The organism is Corallococcus sp. AB049A (assembly GCF_003668885.1).
Classification (GTDB): domain Bacteria; phylum Myxococcota; class Myxococcia; order Myxococcales; family Myxococcaceae; genus Corallococcus; species Corallococcus interemptor.
Genome location: NZ_RAWL01000190.1, coordinates 1 through 16,093 on the forward strand (window position 1 = coordinate 1; position 16,093 = coordinate 16,093).

General features: G+C 70.4%; 12 protein-coding genes. 5 read left to right on the plus strand and 7 right to left on the minus strand.

All coding sequences use genetic code 11. The annotated features are described in order from the left end of the window. Window positions 1–180: 180 nt before the first annotated feature. On the minus strand, window positions 181–2,529 hold the full coding sequence (locus D7X55_RS20755) for an immune inhibitor A domain-containing protein (RefSeq protein WP_121723970.1): 2,349 nt from the start codon (window positions 2,527–2,529) through the stop codon (window positions 181–183). Between the two features lie 201 nt (window positions 2,530–2,730). Here D7X55_RS20755 and D7X55_RS20760 point away from each other — a divergent pair, with 201 nt between their 5' ends. From D7X55_RS20760 to D7X55_RS20770, 3 genes are all read left to right on the plus strand, one after another. After that, window positions 2,731–5,400 carry a phosphoenolpyruvate carboxylase gene (locus D7X55_RS20760; protein ID WP_121723971.1) on the plus strand — a complete coding sequence of 890 codons (2,670 nt, stop codon included), beginning with the start codon at window positions 2,731–2,733 and terminating at the stop codon, window positions 5,398–5,400. A gap of 10 nt (window positions 5,401–5,410) precedes the next feature. Next, window positions 5,411–6,133, plus strand: a complete 723-nt coding sequence (locus tag D7X55_RS20765; protein WP_120551352.1) for a hypothetical protein — start codon at window positions 5,411–5,413, stop codon at window positions 6,131–6,133. 78 nt (window positions 6,134–6,211) lie between these two features. Beyond that, window positions 6,212–8,122, plus strand: coding sequence for a CotH kinase family protein (locus D7X55_RS20770; RefSeq protein WP_121723972.1), 1,911 nt, complete (start codon window positions 6,212–6,214; stop codon window positions 8,120–8,122). On the opposite strand, the gene D7X55_RS20775 is transcribed toward D7X55_RS20770, so the two are convergent. The 3 genes from D7X55_RS20775 to D7X55_RS20785 form a co-directional block, all read right to left on the minus strand. Next, a complete protein-coding gene (locus D7X55_RS20775; protein ID WP_121723973.1) occupies window positions 8,116–8,469 on the minus strand; it encodes a DUF2845 domain-containing protein in 354 nt (117 codons plus the stop codon). The two genes, D7X55_RS20770 and D7X55_RS20775, sit on opposite strands and share 7 nt — an antisense overlap. Window positions 8,470–8,570: 101 nt before the next feature. Further along, window positions 8,571–9,854: an SGNH/GDSL hydrolase family protein gene (locus D7X55_RS20780; RefSeq protein ID WP_120551356.1), complete on the minus strand. Its 1,284-nt coding sequence runs from the start codon at window positions 9,852–9,854 to the stop codon at window positions 8,571–8,573. Between the two features lie 185 nt (window positions 9,855–10,039). After that, window positions 10,040–10,735 (minus strand): hypothetical protein, encoded by a 696-nt coding sequence (locus tag D7X55_RS20785; protein WP_233609964.1) that lies wholly within the window; start codon window positions 10,733–10,735, stop codon window positions 10,040–10,042. A 322-nt stretch (window positions 10,736–11,057) separates the two neighbouring features. On the opposite strand from D7X55_RS20785, the gene D7X55_RS20790 reads away from it, so the two are divergent. Further along, window positions 11,058–11,414 carry a TIGR02266 family protein gene (locus D7X55_RS20790; protein WP_120551348.1) on the plus strand — a complete coding sequence of 119 codons (357 nt, stop codon included), beginning with the start codon at window positions 11,058–11,060 and terminating at the stop codon, window positions 11,412–11,414. A 48-nt stretch (window positions 11,415–11,462) separates the two neighbouring features. Here the strand turns inward: D7X55_RS20790 and D7X55_RS20795 are convergent, their stop codons facing one another. From D7X55_RS20795 to D7X55_RS20805, 3 genes are all read right to left on the minus strand, one after another. Next, window positions 11,463–11,954, minus strand: a complete 492-nt coding sequence (locus tag D7X55_RS20795) for a GNAT family N-acetyltransferase (RefSeq protein WP_120551347.1) — start codon at window positions 11,952–11,954, stop codon at window positions 11,463–11,465. Window positions 11,955–12,046: 92 nt separating this feature from the next. Then, the gene (locus tag D7X55_RS20800; protein WP_120551346.1) at window positions 12,047–13,102 is read right to left on the minus strand and encodes an alpha-ketoacid dehydrogenase subunit beta; all 1,056 of its coding nucleotides are present in this window, start codon (window positions 13,100–13,102) and stop codon (window positions 12,047–12,049) included. A gap of 2 nt (window positions 13,103–13,104) precedes the next feature. Next, the gene (locus D7X55_RS20805; protein ID WP_121723975.1) at window positions 13,105–14,112 is read right to left on the minus strand and encodes a thiamine pyrophosphate-dependent dehydrogenase E1 component subunit alpha; all 1,008 of its coding nucleotides are present in this window, start codon (window positions 14,110–14,112) and stop codon (window positions 13,105–13,107) included. 344 nt (window positions 14,113–14,456) lie between these two features. On the opposite strand from D7X55_RS20805, the gene D7X55_RS20810 reads away from it, so the two are divergent. After that, on the plus strand, window positions 14,457–16,093 hold a 1,637-nt coding region (locus D7X55_RS20810), incomplete at its 3' end, for a PP2C family protein-serine/threonine phosphatase (RefSeq protein WP_121723976.1).

The window sequence follows — 16,093 nt, forward strand, 5'->3', positions numbered from 1 at the left end:
TATAATGTCGTCGGCGGCATAAGTTGTGTAAAAAGAGACAGGTCATGCACGCCCGCGCGCCGGATGTCCGGATTCCTTCAACGCCCGGGCCCGGGCGGCCCACGAACGCGAAAGGCCGGCCCCGCGCACGAAGCGGGACCGGCCCTCCTTCACGGCTCAGCGGTGAAGCCGGTCAACCGCTCAGTCGACCGGACGCACCTGGACTTCCATCACGGTCTGGGCCGGGTCCGTCGACAGCACCTCGATGATGGTGCCCGTCTTCGGGACCTTCACGCCGCCGTACGGCTGCGTGGCGTACCAGAAGGTGTTGGTGTCGTTGAACACCGGCACCGCGGGCTGCGAGGGGTACTCGTTGCGCGGGAAGCCGTTGGGCTTGAGCGACAGCGGGAAGCTGGGCTCCAGGCCGAACGTCGCGTCGTGCGTCTGCACGCGGCCGGACCAGTAGCGGCCGTCGCTGCGCTGCAGGGGCTGCGGGCGCGAGTCGATGGGCAGGATGCGGCCCTCACCCGGGTGCTGCGACACGTTGTTGTTGGACTGCGACGTGTCCCAGTAGGTGACGAGCAGGCCGGGGTTGTACGAGTAGCGCTCCGCCCAGTCCACCAGGCCATCCGCGCTGAAGCCGTAGTTGTAGGGACCCGTGGCCAGACCCTCGTCGTAGCCGCGGAACTGGCGCCACTCGGCGATGTAGTAGTTGTCGTAGAGGGTGTTGGTGCCGTCCGTCACGAAGAACGTCGACTTGTCCCACCACTTGTGGCCCCACTCGCCGTCGTCACCGAAGACGTAGGTGTTCTTCGCCCACAGCTGCACGAAGTCCACCAGGAAGCCGCGGCCGAACTCCGCCCCGTCCGTCTTGTAGCGGATCTTCAGCGTGACGGTCTTGCCCGCGTGAGCGGACAGGTCGAACTCCAGGGGCACCCAACCGCCGGACGTGCCGGTGATGCCGTTGCCCAGGTTGTTGCCCCACGGGTTCGTGGTGCGGCTGACCGGGCTGGGCAGGTTCACGAACGGGCCACCCTCCACGGAGAGGGCGACGTAGGCGTAGTCCCAGTCCTCCTCGATGTCGAACCAGGTCTGGAAGGAGAAGGTGATGGGCTTCCTGTTCGGCAGCTTCACCGTCTTCTCCAGCACGCGGTCCAGGTTGTTGCCCTGGCCGCCCTGCCACATGCCCTGGCCCTCGTACGGCGCCGTGGTGGGCTGCACCACCGGCTTGCCGGGCAGCTTCACGACCAGCGCCTGCTTCGCGTTGGCGGACGTGAACTCCGCCGGACCCAGGTTGTGGTACGAGTACAGGCCCGCGCTCGTGGTGGCGTAGTCCAGCCAGCCCAGCTGCAGCTTGTCCCAGGCGAAGAAGTCACCCGGACGGCTGCCGATGTCCGTGGTGCCGTCGTTCAGGTACGAGCCGGACGACATGATGGTCCAGAAGCCCGTCCCGTTGTCCGCCGCGTTCGTCGTGTCGTAGTGGTCCGGCAGGCCCAGGTCGTGGCCGTACTCGTGCGCGAACACACCCAGGCCGCCGTTCTCCGGCTGGATGGTGTAGTCACCCACCCACTTGTCGATGCCCGTGCCGAAGCGCGCGCCGCCGTTCTGGTTGTACGCGGGGCCGGCGCCATCCGGGCCCAGGCCCGTGCTGTACGCGAACCAGCGGTGGCTCCACACGGCGTTGGGGCCCTGCGCGCCGCCGCCCACTTCCTCACCCATGCCGGCGTGGACGATCTGGAAGTGGTCGATGTAGCCGTCCGGCTCGTCGAAGTTGCCGTCGCCGTCGTAGTCGTACCGGTCCCACGTGTCGAACGTGTCCAGGTACGCCTTCACCTCCGCGGGCGTCTTGCCGGAGGCCAGCTGCGCGTTGGTCCACGCCTTGATGGCGTCGCTGATCAGCGGCCACACGGAGTTGGAGCAGCTGGAGCTGCCGCACAGGTTGTTGCCGTAGCGGGCGGCGTTGTAGGGGACCTTCACCCACTCGGACACCGTGCCGGACACGGTGTAGCGCCCGGAGGACGCGGCCTTGTAGAAGTTCGCCACCGAGTCCGCGCCGGGCGTGGTGTCGAAGTAGAGCTTTTCGAAGTGCTCGCGGTTGTAGTCCGGCTGCCAGATGGTGGTGTTGTCCACCGAGCGGTCAGGGGCCGGAATTTCGTTGTGCAGCGGGCCGGGGATGTTGCCGCCCGGGTTGGTGGCCGGGTTGCCGAACACCGGGTGGATCTGCGTGCCGTACTCCACCAGGATGACGAAGATGCGGTCCGTGCGCTGCAGCTCCAGCTCCACGAACTTGCCGTTGGCCAGCTTCTGCACGCGGCCGGGCTGCCCGCGGCCCTCCAGGCGCTGCTTCAGTGCCTGAGCCTTCAGCTCCTTCTGCTGCTCCCCCAGACGGTGGGGCAGGTCATCCGTGATGTCCTGCACAACGGCCTTGCGCTTCGCGGCGGACGGTGCGGCGACGTCGGGTTGCGGCTTTTCGTACCAGGCGCGTTCCGCGAACGCAGACGGCGCGAACGCGAGCAGGCCCAGGGCCAGCCAAGACGGGTTTTTCCGCATTGCCACTCCTTCGGGTCAGGTCAGACATCCCGGCAGGGTCCGGGAGAGCCCACTTTCTAATGGAAGCCTTGACCTGAAGGGAAGACGGGGAGGTTAAATTTTTCCTGCAAGGACGGAGTGGGTCATTCGTCGGCTGGAGGTCGAAAATTGAAGAATGGGTAGGGGAGGCGGGGGGCCCAAGGACTACGGTTCCGGTCCGTTATGGCGCGTTCACGTCCTGTGGATCCCCCGCTGCGGCGGGATGTCCGGCTCTTGGGCCGGCTGTTGGGTGAGGTGTTGGTGGAACAGGAGGGGCAGGCCCTGTTCGACAAGGAGGAGGAGGTGCGCCACCTGGCCATCCAGCGCCGGCGCGGGCCGGTGGCGGGACGACGCGCCGCGGCGGCGGAGCTGGCGGCGGTGTTGAGGCGCCTTCCGTCGGAGCAGGTGGAGCCGGTGCTGCGCGCCTTCTCCGTCTACTTCCAGCTGGTGAACCTGGCCGAGCAGCACCACCGCATCCGCCGCGCGCGGGCCCACGCGAGCCCCACGGCCACCCGGCCGCAGAAGGGTTCGCTGGAGGCCACGCTCCTGACGCTGAAGGCCGCGGGCGTGAGCGCCGACAAGGTGCGCGAGACGCTGGGCACGCTGAAGGTGACGCTGACGTTCACCGCGCACCCGACCCAGGCGGTGCGGCGCACGCTCCTGGAGAAGCTCTACCGGCTGGCGCAGCTGTTGGAGGAGCGGGACCGCTGCTCGCTCACCCCGCGCGAGTCCGCCGCGAACCTCGCGGCCATGCGCGAGGAGATCACCGCGCTGTGGCAGACGGACGAGCTGCGCCGCGAGCGCCCCACCGTGGGCGACGAGGTGAAGAACGTCCACTGGTACGTGGAGGAGATGCTGTCGGAGCCGGTGGCCCGGCTGCCGGAGGCGCTGGACTGGGCCTTCGAGCGCGCCTACGGCGAGCCCCTGGGCGCGCTGGACACGCCCGTGCGCGTGCACTCGTGGGTGGGCGGCGACATGGACGGCAACCCGCTGGTGACGCCGGAGGTGTTCGCGGACACGCTGCGCGCGCACCGCGCCCGGGGCCTGCGGCTGCTGTTGCGAGACGTGGAGCGGCTGGGCGGGATGCTGTCGCAGTCGGAGCGGCACGCGCGGCCCACCCAGGAGCTGGAGCGCTCGCTGGACGAGGACGCGAAGGCGCTGCCGGACGTGGCGAAGCAGCAGGGCCCGCGCACGCTGGGCGAGCCGTGGCGCCGCAAGCTGCGCTTCATGGAGGAGCGGCTGACGCTGGCGCTGGAGCACGTGCTGGCGCGCAGGCAGGGCCGCGAGTCCACGCTGCCGCCCGGGGCCTACCGCTCACCGGAGGCGCTGGGGGATGACCTGGCGGTGCTGGAGCGCTCGCTCTTCGCGGCACGCGCGGAGCACGCGGGCCTGCGCGAGGTGCGCCGCATGTCCGAGCGCGTCCGGGCGCTGGGCCTGGGCCTTGGCGAATTGGAGGTGCGCGCGCCCGCGGAGGACGCGGTGAGCGCGGCGGCGTCCATCGACGGCGGGCCCGAGCCCACCGAGGGCGGCAAGCGGCTGCTGGAGGTCCTGGCGAAGCTGCGTGAGGGCCAGGACGAGGGCGGCGAGTCCGTGTGCCGCACGCTCATCCTCTCCATGGCCTCCACCGCGGAGGACGTGCTCGCGGCCTTCAGGTGCCTGAAGCACGCGGGGCTCTGGGACGCGAAGCTCCAGTGCGCCACCGTGGACGTGGCGCCCCTCTTCGAGCAGCTGGGCGCGCTGGACGGCGGGCCGGACGTGCTGCGCCAGCTCTTCGCGCATCCGGAGTACCGCCAGCACCTGAAGGGCCGCGGGGTGCAGGAGGTGATGGTCGGCTACAGCGACTCCGGCAAGGAGGTGGGCCTGCTCGCCGCGAGCGCCGCGCTGTACCGCGCGCAGGTGGCGCTCACCCAGGTGGCGGACGAGCACGACGTGCCCCTGCGCCTGTTCCACGGACGGGGCGAGACGGTGGCGCGCGGCGGTGGCCCCGCCCAGACGGCCATCCTCGCGCTGCCGCCGGGCACGGTGGCCGGGGCCTACAAGGCCACGGAGCAGGGCGAGGCGATGGACCACAAGTACGCGCGCCCGGAGCTCACCCAGCGCACGCTGGAGCTGGTGGTGGGCGGCGTGCTGTTGCACACGCTGGACGCGCAGCCGCGCCCGTCCCCGGAGGACGAGTCCTCCTTCCGCGCCACCTTCGACGCGCTGGCGGAGTCCGGCCGCAAGGCGTACCGCGCGCTCGTCTGGGACGACCCCCAGTTCGTGGAGTTCTTCATGAAGGGCACGCCGGTGGAGGAGATCTCCGCGCTGCCCATCGGCTCGCGCCCCAGCAAGCGCAAGGCGGGCGGGCTGGACACGCTGCGCGCCATCCCGTGGAGCTTCGCGTGGACACAGACGCGCGCCATCCTCCCGGCCTGGTACGGCGTGGGCAGCGCGCTGGAGGCGTACGCGGCCAACCCCGAGGGCGCGGCGCTCCTGCAGCGCATGTACAAGGAATGGCCCTTCTTCCGCGCCGTCATCGACAACGTGACCATGGTGCTGGCCAAGACGGACATGGCCATCGCGGCGCGGTACGCGAAGCTGGCCCCCTCGGCCACGCGGCCCCTGTGGCTGCGCATCCAGCAGGAGCACTCGCGCACGCGCCGCGCGGTGAAGCTGCTCACCGGGGAGGCGAAGCTCTTGGACAACAACCCGCAGCTGCAGCGGGGCATCGCGCTGCGCAACCCCTACGTGGACCCCATGTCCTTCCTCCAGGTGGAGCTGCTCAAGCGCAAGCGGGACGGGGACACCGGGTGCGACCGGCCGCTCCTGCTGGCGCTCAACGGCATTGCTGCGGGCATGCGCAACACCGGTTAGAGAACGGACCATGGCCCAGGAGACCTTCGTCGTGGAGGAGATCAACCCCAAGCACGGCTTCGCGCGCGTGCGCCCGGAAGAGGGCACGGGGCTTTTGCACACCGCGCTCTATCCGGATCCGGAGTTCACCCAGGCGCCGCCCTTCCAGCTGCGCAAGGGGGACCGGGTGAGGGGGCTTCGCCGGGGCCAGACGCTGTCGGAGGTGTCCTGGGTGACGCGCGTGGAGCCTCCCTGGGAGGAGGTGGAGCGCGTGGCGGAGCTGCTCGCGCTCCTGGAGCGCTGGGAGATCCGCATCCCCCATGAGGCGCGCGTGCTGGCCGAGCACGCCTGGCGCGACAGCAAGGAGGACCCGCTGCGCGACGAGCTCCAGGCGCAGCTGCCCACCTTCTTCGACCTGGAGGGCGCCCACCCCTTCGAGGACCCCACGCTGCTGGAGCGACTGTCCGCCGCCATGCAGCCGTACCTGCCGGGTCTCGCCATCCAGCCGGTGCAGGGCCAGCCCGCGGTGCGCGTGGAGCCCGGCGCCGTGGAAATCCAGGCCGGCGTGGGCAGCTGGGACGTGCCCCAGCCCACCTTCGCCCCGATGATCGCGGAGGTGAACGCGAGGCTCGCCGCCGCCGGGGCCCCCGTGCGCTGGGTGCCCACGCGCGAGGACTGGATGCTCGCGCCGCCCGCGCTCGCCGCGCTCCTCCAGAAGCACGGCCTGTTGGAGTCCACCGCACCCTCCGCGTGAGTGACGCGGCCTCCCAGCGCGCCGTGTCACAAGGCGATGTGAGGTCAAAAGATTGTTTGGTACAGGACGCAGACCGTCATGCGTCTTCGTCACCTCGCGCCCGTCCTCCTCGGTTTCTTCGTCCTTGCCGCGTCCGCCTGCGGGCCCGAGCCCGAGCGGCGGCTGACCGTGGCGGAGCTTCCGCCCTCGGGGCCGCGCGTCACCATCGAAGGGCATGAGCCGGACACGCACCGGCTGTTCGGCTCGGTGTCGAGCGACGCGGGCGAAGTCCGCGTGGAGGTGTTCGAGGACGGGCGCTTCCTGGGCCACGCCGACCTGGAGCAGGGCCGCTGGAGCCTGCCCTGGTGGCCGGGCCGGCGCGCGCTGGCGCTGGAGGTGGTGGTGCGCGACCGGAGGGGCTTCGAGGCGCAGGCCCGCGTCGACTTCCAGCACCTGACGTTCGACGCGCGGCCCGGGCTCTACCAGCCGGAGACGCTGCTCGCGCTGCCCACGGCGCCCGGCCTGAGGACGTACTTCACGCGGGACGGCTCCACGCCCACGCCCGCGTCGCGGCGCTACACCGGCCCCATCGCGCTCCTGGAGCGCTCCACGCCCGAGGCGCGCTGGTCCTTCATCCCCACGACGGCGCCCACCGCCACGGAAGGCTCGCGGTGGATGGCGCCGCTGGAGGCGCCGGCCCAGGCCGCGGTGGTGCGCTACCGGCAGTACGCGGGCACGGAGCCGGTGGGCCCGGTGCTCACGCGCACGTTCATCATCGGCCGGGCGCCGTACACGCTGCCGGTGCTGTCGCTGGTGACGGACGCGGAGAACTTCTTCGACCCGGCGAAGGGCATCTACGTCCCCGGCCTGCTCTCCGAGGCCCGGCCCGAGGATGCGGAGTCGGCCAACTACATGATGGACGGCAAGGAGTGGGAGCGCCCCGTCCACGTGGAGTGGTTCGAGTCCTCCGGCGAGCGTGTGATTGCCCAGAACGCGGGCGTGCGCATCCACGGCTCGGGCAGCGCGGTGCTGCCGCAGAAGAGCCTGCGGCTGTACGCGAAGGAGGACTACGGCCCCAAGACGTTCGCGGGGCCGCTGTTCCCCGGCTCGCCGGTGACGGAGTTCACGCGGCTCCTGGCGCGCACCTCCGGGCAGGATCAGGGCGTGACGAAGCTGCGCGACTGCGTGCTGCAGCGGCTCTTGGCGGAGACGCGGCTCGCGCTCCAGCCGTGCCGTCCCGCGCTCGTGTTCCTCGACGGCGAGTACTGGGGCCTGCACGAGCTGCGCGAGCGCTACGACGAATACTACCTGGCGTCCCACTACGGCCTGGATCGCAAGAAGGCCGTCATCCTGGAGCTCTTCGGCGCGCTGGACGTGGGGGAGGAGGGCGACGAGCAGCCCTACCTGGACCTCGTCGACTTCGTGCGCACGCACGACCTCTCGGTGCCGGAGGACTACGCCTGGGTGCGCACGCAGATGGATGTGGAGGACTTCATCGACTACCAGGTCGCGCAGCTGTACCTGGGCAACGAGGACTGGCCGGAGAACAACGTGAAGTTCTGGCGGCTGCGCACGAAGAAGTACGTGCCGGACGCGCCCTACGGGCAGGACGGGCGCTGGCGCTGGCTCGTGTATGACCTGGACTTCGCCCTGCGCTCCGGCCCCGCCTTCGACAGCCTGGGGCGCGTGCTGAACGACCCGAAGCTGGAGGCGTGGTCCGTGCTGCTGCTCAGGGGGCTGCTCCAGTCGCCGGAGTTCAAGGCCCGCTTCATCGAGCGCTTCGTCTGGCACCTCGAGCACACCTTCGCCTCGGAGCGCGTGACGGCGCTGCTGGACGCGGCGGTGGCGGAGCTGGAGCCGGAGATGCCCGGCCAGGTGGCGCGCTGGAGCCAGCCGGCGTCCATGGAAGCCTGGCGCGTGCAACTGGAGGAACTGCGGGAGACGCTGCGCCAGCGGCCGGCGTTCATGCGCCAGCTGCTGGAGCAGCACCTGGGACCGCTGGCTCAGTAGCCGTAGGAGCCGCTGCGGACGTCCACCAGCTTGCCGTCGCGGAAGATGGCCACCTGCATCAGCCGGTGGGGGCCGAAGTTGTAGGTCCACTCCTCGATGGTCGTGGTGACGGAGACCTCCGTGGACACGTCCCCATAGCGCGTCCCGTCCCGGGTCCCCTCGCGGGCCTTGTTCGTCACCGTCTCCGACTTCACCTGCTTCGAGACCGGCGGACCGCACTTGGCCAGCGCGTCCGTCTGCGAGGCGCCCTCCGACACGAGCTTGTTGTCACAGCGCAGCGCGGAGGCGTGGACCAGCGAGGGCAGGGCGAGGCAGGCGACGACGAGGGCGGCGGGGAGGGCGCGCATGGAGGGAAGACTCCAGGAATTGGGGAAGGTGGGAACACCACCAGGACGTGGCGTTCCCGAACCTATTCAAACCCTCCGTGTGCTTTCCAGCCGGGCAGGCGCTACAGGCCGCCCTTCGCCTTGAGGGTCCGGACCACCTCGTCCGCCATGACACGGTGTCCCTCCGCGGACGGATGGATGCCGTCCACCTCCAGGCCGTCCTTGAAGAGGTCCGCGTTGGCCGGCTGGCGCATCACGGCCTCCAGGTCGATGACGTCCGCGCGCGTGAGCTTGCGCACCCACTCGTTGAACGCCTTGCGCTGGGTCTTCACCGCGTCGTAGCTGCCCTCGTTCGTCTTCTCCTTGGGCAACAGCGTGCTCACCCACAGCCGGCACATGGGCTGGAGCTGATCCAGCAGCTGCGTCATGCGCTGCTGCAGCTTCTCCACGTTCATGTCGGTGGCGCCCAGGTCGTTGGTGCCCAGGAGCACGATGCAGTCCGTGACGCCCTGGAGCGCGAGCACCTCCTGCGGCAGCTGGATGTTCGCATCCCAGAAGCCCTGGCCGGACACGCCCGAGTTCACCACCGGCACGCCCAGCTGCTTCTCCACCAGCGCCGGCCACGCGTCGCGCGTGTCGTTGAACGTGTCCATGTAGCCCTCGGTGATGCTGTCCCCGATGGCCACGAACGCCCGCCCCGGCGCGCCCTCCACGTCCACCGTCGCGACGGCCAGGGACTTCTGCCACTGCTGGCCCCCCAGCGCGCCCTGCGTGGTCGCGTAGGCGCCGGACCTCATCCAGCTGTCCGGGAAGGCGTCGATCATGCTCTGGGCCACCGAGCCCTTCACCTCGAAGGAGAGGGCCAGCTCGTCGCGGAAGCCCACCGGGAAGTCGACCGGATCCGACGTCACCAGCGTGCGCGCGTTCGCGGTGAAGCCGGCCTGGCCGCTGAACGTGAGCGTCACCGGCGCGGACGCCAGCGCGCCATTGGCGCCGGCCTTCGCCACGGTGGCCCGCTGCACCGTCATGCTGCCGTCCCCGGAACGGAAGGTGACGCGCACCCGGCTGCCCGCGCGCCCCACCGGGACCTTCAGCCGGTACGTGGTGACGCTCCCCACGCCGCCAGACAGGCGCAGCGCCTGGTGGAAGCCGGGCTGGAACTTCGCGGGCGGGGGGCGCACGGGCGGCGTGGCCTGGACCTGATGCGTGTCATGCAGCGTCAGCGTGGGCGCGGCCTCCACGCCGTCCGGCGGTGATTCCGCGGTCGCGGCCGCCGTCACCTCCGCGTCCATCTGGCCCTGTCCAGGGGACTCGTCCGGCGCGCGCCCGTCGTCCATGCCTCCACAGCCCACGAGCACACCCAGGGCTCCGAAACAGCCCCAGCGCAGCGCCTTCCTCAGACCCATGCCCACGACCTCCCGGCGCAAGACAATGTGCACGACGTGCCCCCGTGGCGACCTGGGGATTCATGGCGCGAGCCAATCCTTCCGGGTCGTGAACATCCTTCGCGAGGGAACGCATGGCCCACGGCCGTGCCAGCGCGGTGGCGCACCAGGGCCCGCGCGCTTCCGTCCGTGGGCAATCCGTTGCCCTACGGGACGCAGGCCCCCACGTCGCCGTTGCCAATGACGGGCCGGCAGGCCGCGCCATTCGCGCACCCGGGCGAACCCGAGGGCGTGCGGCACAGCGTCCGGCACGTGCCGCTGCCGTTGTTCATCACGCAGGTGCTGCCGCGCGAGCACTGGTTGCTGAAGTCGCACGCGGCGCCTTCCGCCAGGGTCCCCTGGGCCGCGCACACCGGGCCGCTGGAGGACGGGTAGCAGCCCAGCGGGCGCTCGCAGTCCTGGGCGAACGCGTCACACCGCGCGGACGCGGGGCCGCACACCAGCGGCAGCTCGCGCGTGCCGGGCAGCCGCAGCACGGTGTTGCATTCGCCGGACGTGCAGTTGGACGTCGCGTGGCACAGCTTGCGGCAGAAGAACGCGGTGCCGCCGTCGCCCTGGGATTCGTCCTTGCAGTACAGGCCCGCCGCGCACGAGTCATACGTCTGTCCCGGAGGCGACTCCGCCAGGGTGCAGGGCGCGCCCTCCGTGGCGGTGCCCGCCGCGACGCACTGGCGCTCGGTCGTCCCCGCGTCCAGTCCCACATAGGTGCAGCGCTGTCCGGAGGGACAGTCCTGGCGGACCACGTCGCACGCGCCCGCGAAGCACTGGCTGCCCGTGCCGCCGTCCGCCAGGTCCGTGTACAGACAGTTCTGGCCCGCCGCGCAGCCCTCCTGCTTCGGCACGTTGCACGCGAAGTCGGAGCTTCCGCCGCCGCCGCCATCGCCAGCATCGACGGCCCCGGAATCTCCGGCGTCTGTCCCGGAATCCAGGGTAGTTCCGCCATCCGTTGGCGGGCGGACAGTCTCCCCGTCATCGCATCCCGCCACCCACAGCCCCAGCATCAGGGCTCCACCCAACAACACGAGACGTGCGTGCATCCGGAAACTCCTGGCGTCGAAGTAGCCTGCGACTTACACGAGCCGTTCCGTTGTCCGGGGGCCCTTGAACCGGGCCTGGAAACCAGCCGACACTTCCGGTCCGAGAACCGAGGGGGTCAGGGTGCGCATGAACACGAAGTTGGATGGGCCGGTGGAGCCAGACCCGTACATGAACCGCCGCGCCGAGGAGCGCGTGGCGGCGCGGTTCGAGGTGCGGTTCGAGCAGATGGAGGACGCGGCGCGAGCGCTGCGGGCCTACTCCCTGAATCTGTCCGCGGGCGGACTGTGCCTGCGCACGCGCAAGTCCTATGACGTGGGCGCCCAGGTGCGCCTGGCCATGGTGGTGGATGGGGAGGAGTTCCACCTCACCGGCATCGTCGCCTGGGTGCGCGACGAGGCGGAGGCCATCGGCGTGCGCTTCACCGACGTGAGCGAAGAGGACCACGAGCGCCTGCGCCGCGTCGTCGCGAGCTTCAAGCGCTGAAAAAGGAGCGCGATGGGGCCCGGCCAGGACGCCGGGCCCTCGCGGCCGTTACTTCTGGGGTTCGTACTCCGCGTGGCGGAACACCCCGGAGTCGCCCTCCACGTAGCCGCAGGCCCGGTAGAAGGCGCGCGTCTCCTCCGTGACGTTGATGGGCGCGATGAGCTGCAGCTGCTTCACGCTCAGCACCTTGCCCCGCTGCGCCACCTGGGCGAGCAGCGCGCGGCCCACGCCCCGGCGGCGCCAGCCCTCGGACACCACGAGCTCGTCCACGGTGGCCACGCGCCCGCGCAGCCGCAGCTGCGGCCGGTGGGAGAAGGACACCATGCCCACCGCGCGGTCCTGCGGATCCCCCGCGACGAAGATTTCAATCTCCGGATGGCTGATGACCCAGTGCACCGTCTGCTGATCGGTGCCCTGGGGGTAGCCCAGCTCGCGCAGCAGCTGGGCCATGACCTCTGCGTCGCCGCGGCGCGCGCGGCGGATCCGGAAGGCGTTGGCGTCTGGGGCGGGGGTCATGGTGCGGACGATGGGCTGGGACACGGAAGTTGGGATTCTAACGACAGGGCCGCCGGCCTCCAAAGAGGAACGGCGGCCCACGTGGCTTTCTACGGTGTGGGCGGAACGCGGACGCCTTACGGCTGCTCGCGGCAGAGCGAGCGCAGGGCGGTGGTGATGTCGTTCTGCTGCGGCACGGACGCCATCTCCAGCGCGTCCGCCAGGCCGATGCCCGGGACGAACTTGCCGGCCACCAGCCGGGGCGGCGCGAGCAGCGAGTAGAACAGCTCCTCCACGGTGCGCCGGACCAGGTGCTCGCCGAAGTTCGTGACCTCCGTGTCCTCGTTGACGAAGAGCACGCGGCCCGTCTTCTGGACGGAGGCCTTGATCATCTCCCAGTCGTACGGCCAGAGCGTGCGCAGGTCGATGACCTCCACGCTCAGTCCCTCTTCCGCCAGCTGCGCGGCGGCCTTGGTGCACAGGGGCATGGTGCGGCCGTAGCTGATGACCGTGGCCTGGGTGCCCTCGCGCACGAGCTTGCCCTTGCCAATGGGGACGGCGAACGCCTCCACCAGGGGCCACTGGGGCTTCCACTGCGAGCGGTCCCCCAGCGGCGCGTCGATCATCTTCGACAGCGCGCGGTCGTCCTCGGGCTCGCCCGGGATGCGCTCCTCGCCCTTCACGCGCAGGAGCGCCTTGGGCTCCAGGAACATGACGGGGTTGGGGTCCTGGCACGCGGAGATGAGCAGGCCGTACGCGTCCAGCGGCGTGGAGGGCATGACGACCTTCCAGCCGGGGATGTGCGTCATCGTCGCGTCGAAGGAATGCGAGTGGTACAGCGACCCGCGGATGCCGCTGCCCACGGGCGTGCGCACCACCATGGGCACCGCCCAGTCACCGTTCGTGGACCAGTGCGTGTTGCCCGCCAGCTTGAGCAGGTCGATGGTGTTGTAGATGTAGTCGCAGAACTGGATCTCCGCGACGGGGCGGTGGCCCGCCATCGCCAGGCCCATGGCCGCGCCAATGATGCCGCGCTCGTCCAGGGGGCTGTTCCACGCCGTCTTCAGGCCCTGCGTGCAGGTGAAGACGCCGCCCAGCGGGGCGCCCACGTCCTCGCCGAAGATGTCGGTGACGCCCAGGTTCTCTTCCGCGTAGTGCAGGGCCATCCGGATGGCCTGTGCCATGTTCGCCATGGTTACTTCTTCTCCGCGTAGATGTGGTCCCAGATGGAGTCGCCAGAGGGCTGCGGCTCGTCACGCACGGTGCGCGCCGCGGCGGCCAGCTCCTCCGAGTAACGGTTGCGTGCCTCGTCCATCTGCTCGCGGCTGAGGACGCCCTCCTGCTCCAGCCGCGCCTCGAAGAGGCGCAGGCAGTCCTGCTCCTCGTTCACGAAGTTGGCGCCGGACGCGGAGGAGTGGCCGTACAGACGCGACACGCGCGCCTCGATGAAGTACGGCTTGCGCTCCTTGCGCACGTAGTCCATCGCGGCCTGGAGCTCCTGGTAGGACTCCACCGGATCATTGCCGTTGATGACCTTGGCCGGGATGTTGAAGGCGCGGGCGCGGTCCGCGATGTTCGTCTCGCCGTGCTGGCCGTCCGACGTGGTGCTGATGCCCCACTTGTTGTTCGTGACGATGATCAGGATGGGCAGCGGGTTCGCCGGGCGGCTGCTCCAGATGAGGCAGCTGGCGAAATCGCCCTCGGCCGTGCCCGCGTCGCCGCCGGTGACGATGCTGATGCCGTCGCCGCCGTGGCGCTTCTGGGCCATGGCCGTGCCCGGCGCGATGGCGTACTGCACCTCGATGGGGGAGGTGACCGGCGCGATGTTCTTCGAGCGCCGGCTGAAGTGGCCCGCGAAGTTGCGGCCGCCGGAGTAGGGGTCCGTGGCCGTGTTCTTCATCTGCCGCAGCGCCCCGATGGGCTCCTCGCCCATGGCGAGCAGCGTCGCGGACTGGCGGTAGTGCGCGTGCAGGTAGTCGTAGGCCGGGCCCTCGCCGACCTTCATCAGCAGGCCCAGGGGGACGTTGAACGCCTCCTCACCGGGACCGCCGATCCAGAAGTAGCCGTGGCCCTGCTTGTACATCTGGATGAGGCGCTCCTCCAGGACGCGCGCCTTCACCATCAGGTCATGGATGCGGATGAGCTGCTCTCGGGGCAGGGAGAGCGGCGCGGAGTTTTCTTTGATCAACCGGGGCCGTGACACGGGCGGAGGACCTCGAAGGGAAAGAAAGGGACGCCCCTATACTCCGAACGCGGCCTCCCGACTCAAGGACCCTGATGTGACAGGTGTTCGCTGGCGTCGTTCCGGCCCCCGGGTGGCGCGACGCGGCAATGAGCGCAACTCATCCATGACCCCGTGACGTGCTGCTTCCCGGACGGGGGCAGACGCTCCCGGTCCGGGGTGATCGCACGGCCGTTGGGGGAGCAGGTGAGAGGGCGGCCGGGGGGAATAGCCCGACAGGTGGACTCCTCGCGTCAATCAGGAAGTGCGATACAGTCCGCCCCGCCCCGACCGCGTTTCGACGCGGGCTCCCCCCAGGTCTGCCTTTGTCCCGTACGAACACGCGCCTCGATCCCGTGCCTGAATCACCCGATGCGTCCGACGCGGCGCCTGGCACCCCGCCGCCTCCTCCGGAGTACACCGGCACCCACTCCCGGGACCTCACCGCCCTGCGCGGGGAGAACACGGCCACCCGGCTGACGGGAGCGCTGGGGCTGCCGGCCGCGGAGCCCACGAGCACGGTCATCGCGCCCATGGAGGCCGGCGAGCTGCCCAACGTGGCCGCCATCCGCGGGCTGCGCCTGGATCAGCTGCTGCTGCTCACCACGGGCGCGCTGGTCATCATCATCGTGGGCCTGTTGGCCGCGCTGTCCGCGAAGACGACGGAGGCGCAGCTCACCGCGACGTCGGACCGCTTCACGCAGCGGCTCCAGTCCCAGGCGCGCGAACTGGGCCAGACGGTGAGCCACACGCTGGCGCTCACCTCCGCCACCAGCCTGCGCGACAACAACTACGCGTTCCTCACGGAGGTCGCGCGCTCCATCATCGCGGACAACCGCAACATCCTGCGCGTGCAGATGTTCGACGCGGACGGGCAGCTGGTGGCGGACAGCGACCCCAACGCCAGGCTGGGCGAGTCCTCCGGAGGCCGCACTGCGGAGCGCCGCTGGGCCAGCGCCTTCTTCAACGGCCAGCCTGTCTTCGAGTTCCAGGAGCCGCTGGACTACGGCTCGCAGGGCGGCAAGGGCGTGGTCGTCATCAGCTACTCGCTGGAGGACCTGCAGAAGCAGCTGCACGAGCTGGAGGAGACCAACCGCGCCGCGGTGCGCGCCAACACGCTGCGCATCGTTGGATTGGGCGTGGGCTTCGTCGTACTGGCCGGCGTGCTGGCCGCCTTCCAGAGCCGCCGCATCACCAAGCCGCTGGGTGTCCTCACCCACCGCGTGATGCAGCTGGCCGCCGGTGACCTGGGCGCTCGCGCGGGCACGGCGCCGGGCGCGGGCCGCGAGGTGACCACGCTGGGCGTGGTGTTCAACCACATGGCCGAGCGCATCAAGGTCCTCCTGGAGGACGTGCGGGCCAAGGCGCAGCTGGAGCGCGAGGTGTCGCTCGCGCGCACGGTGCAGGAGACGCTGCTCCCGGGCCGCGAGGCCGTGACGGTGGGCCCCCTGCGGCTGGCCGGGCTGGTGGTGCCCGCGGACGCGTGCGGCGGCGACTGGTGGTTCCGCGCCGCGCTGGATGACCGGCGCGTGGTGATTGGCATTGGTGACGTGACGGGCCACGGCCTGTCCACGTCGCTGGTCGCCACCAGCGCCACCAGCGGCTTCGCCTCCGCCATGACGCTGCGCGAGCCGTCGCAGGTGCACGCGCAGATGCTGATCACCGCGCTCAACGTGACGCTGGCCAACGTGGGCCGCGGCGAGCACCAGATGTCCAGCGCGCTGGCGGTCATCGACGTGTACAGCGGCAGCATCGACTACGCGGCGGGCGCCCACCCGGCGGCGGCCATCTACAACCGCAACACGCGGCAGATGGCGTCGCTGCCGGCGCGCGGTCCGCTGCTGGGCGCGAACGTCGCGTCGCAGTTCACGTCGCGCCAGGCGCAGCTGAGCCCCGGTGACATCATCGTCTGGTACACGGACGGCCTCACCGAGGCGCGCGACGGCGCCAACCGCCTCTACGG

Excerpts from the sequence above, each read along its gene's own strand:
- D7X55_RS20755 (WP_121723970.1), bottom strand. The coding sequence starts at position 2,529 with ATGCGGAAAAACCCGTCTTGGCTGGCCCTGGGCCTGCTCGCGTTCGCG.
- D7X55_RS20760 (WP_121723971.1), top strand. The coding sequence starts at position 2,731 with ATGGCGCGTTCACGTCCTGTGGATCCCCCGCTGCGGCGGGATGTCCGG.
- D7X55_RS20765 (WP_120551352.1), top strand. The coding sequence starts at position 5,411 with ATGGCCCAGGAGACCTTCGTCGTGGAGGAGATCAACCCCAAGCACGGC.
- D7X55_RS20770 (WP_121723972.1), top strand. The coding sequence starts at position 6,212 with ATGCGTCTTCGTCACCTCGCGCCCGTCCTCCTCGGTTTCTTCGTCCTT.
- D7X55_RS20775 (WP_121723973.1), bottom strand. The coding sequence starts at position 8,469 with ATGCGCGCCCTCCCCGCCGCCCTCGTCGTCGCCTGCCTCGCCCTGCCC.
- D7X55_RS20780 (WP_120551356.1), bottom strand. The coding sequence starts at position 9,854 with ATGGGTCTGAGGAAGGCGCTGCGCTGGGGCTGTTTCGGAGCCCTGGGT.
- D7X55_RS20790 (WP_120551348.1), top strand. The coding sequence starts at position 11,058 with ATGAACACGAAGTTGGATGGGCCGGTGGAGCCAGACCCGTACATGAAC.
- D7X55_RS20800 (WP_120551346.1), bottom strand. The coding sequence starts at position 13,102 with ATGGCGAACATGGCACAGGCCATCCGGATGGCCCTGCACTACGCGGAA.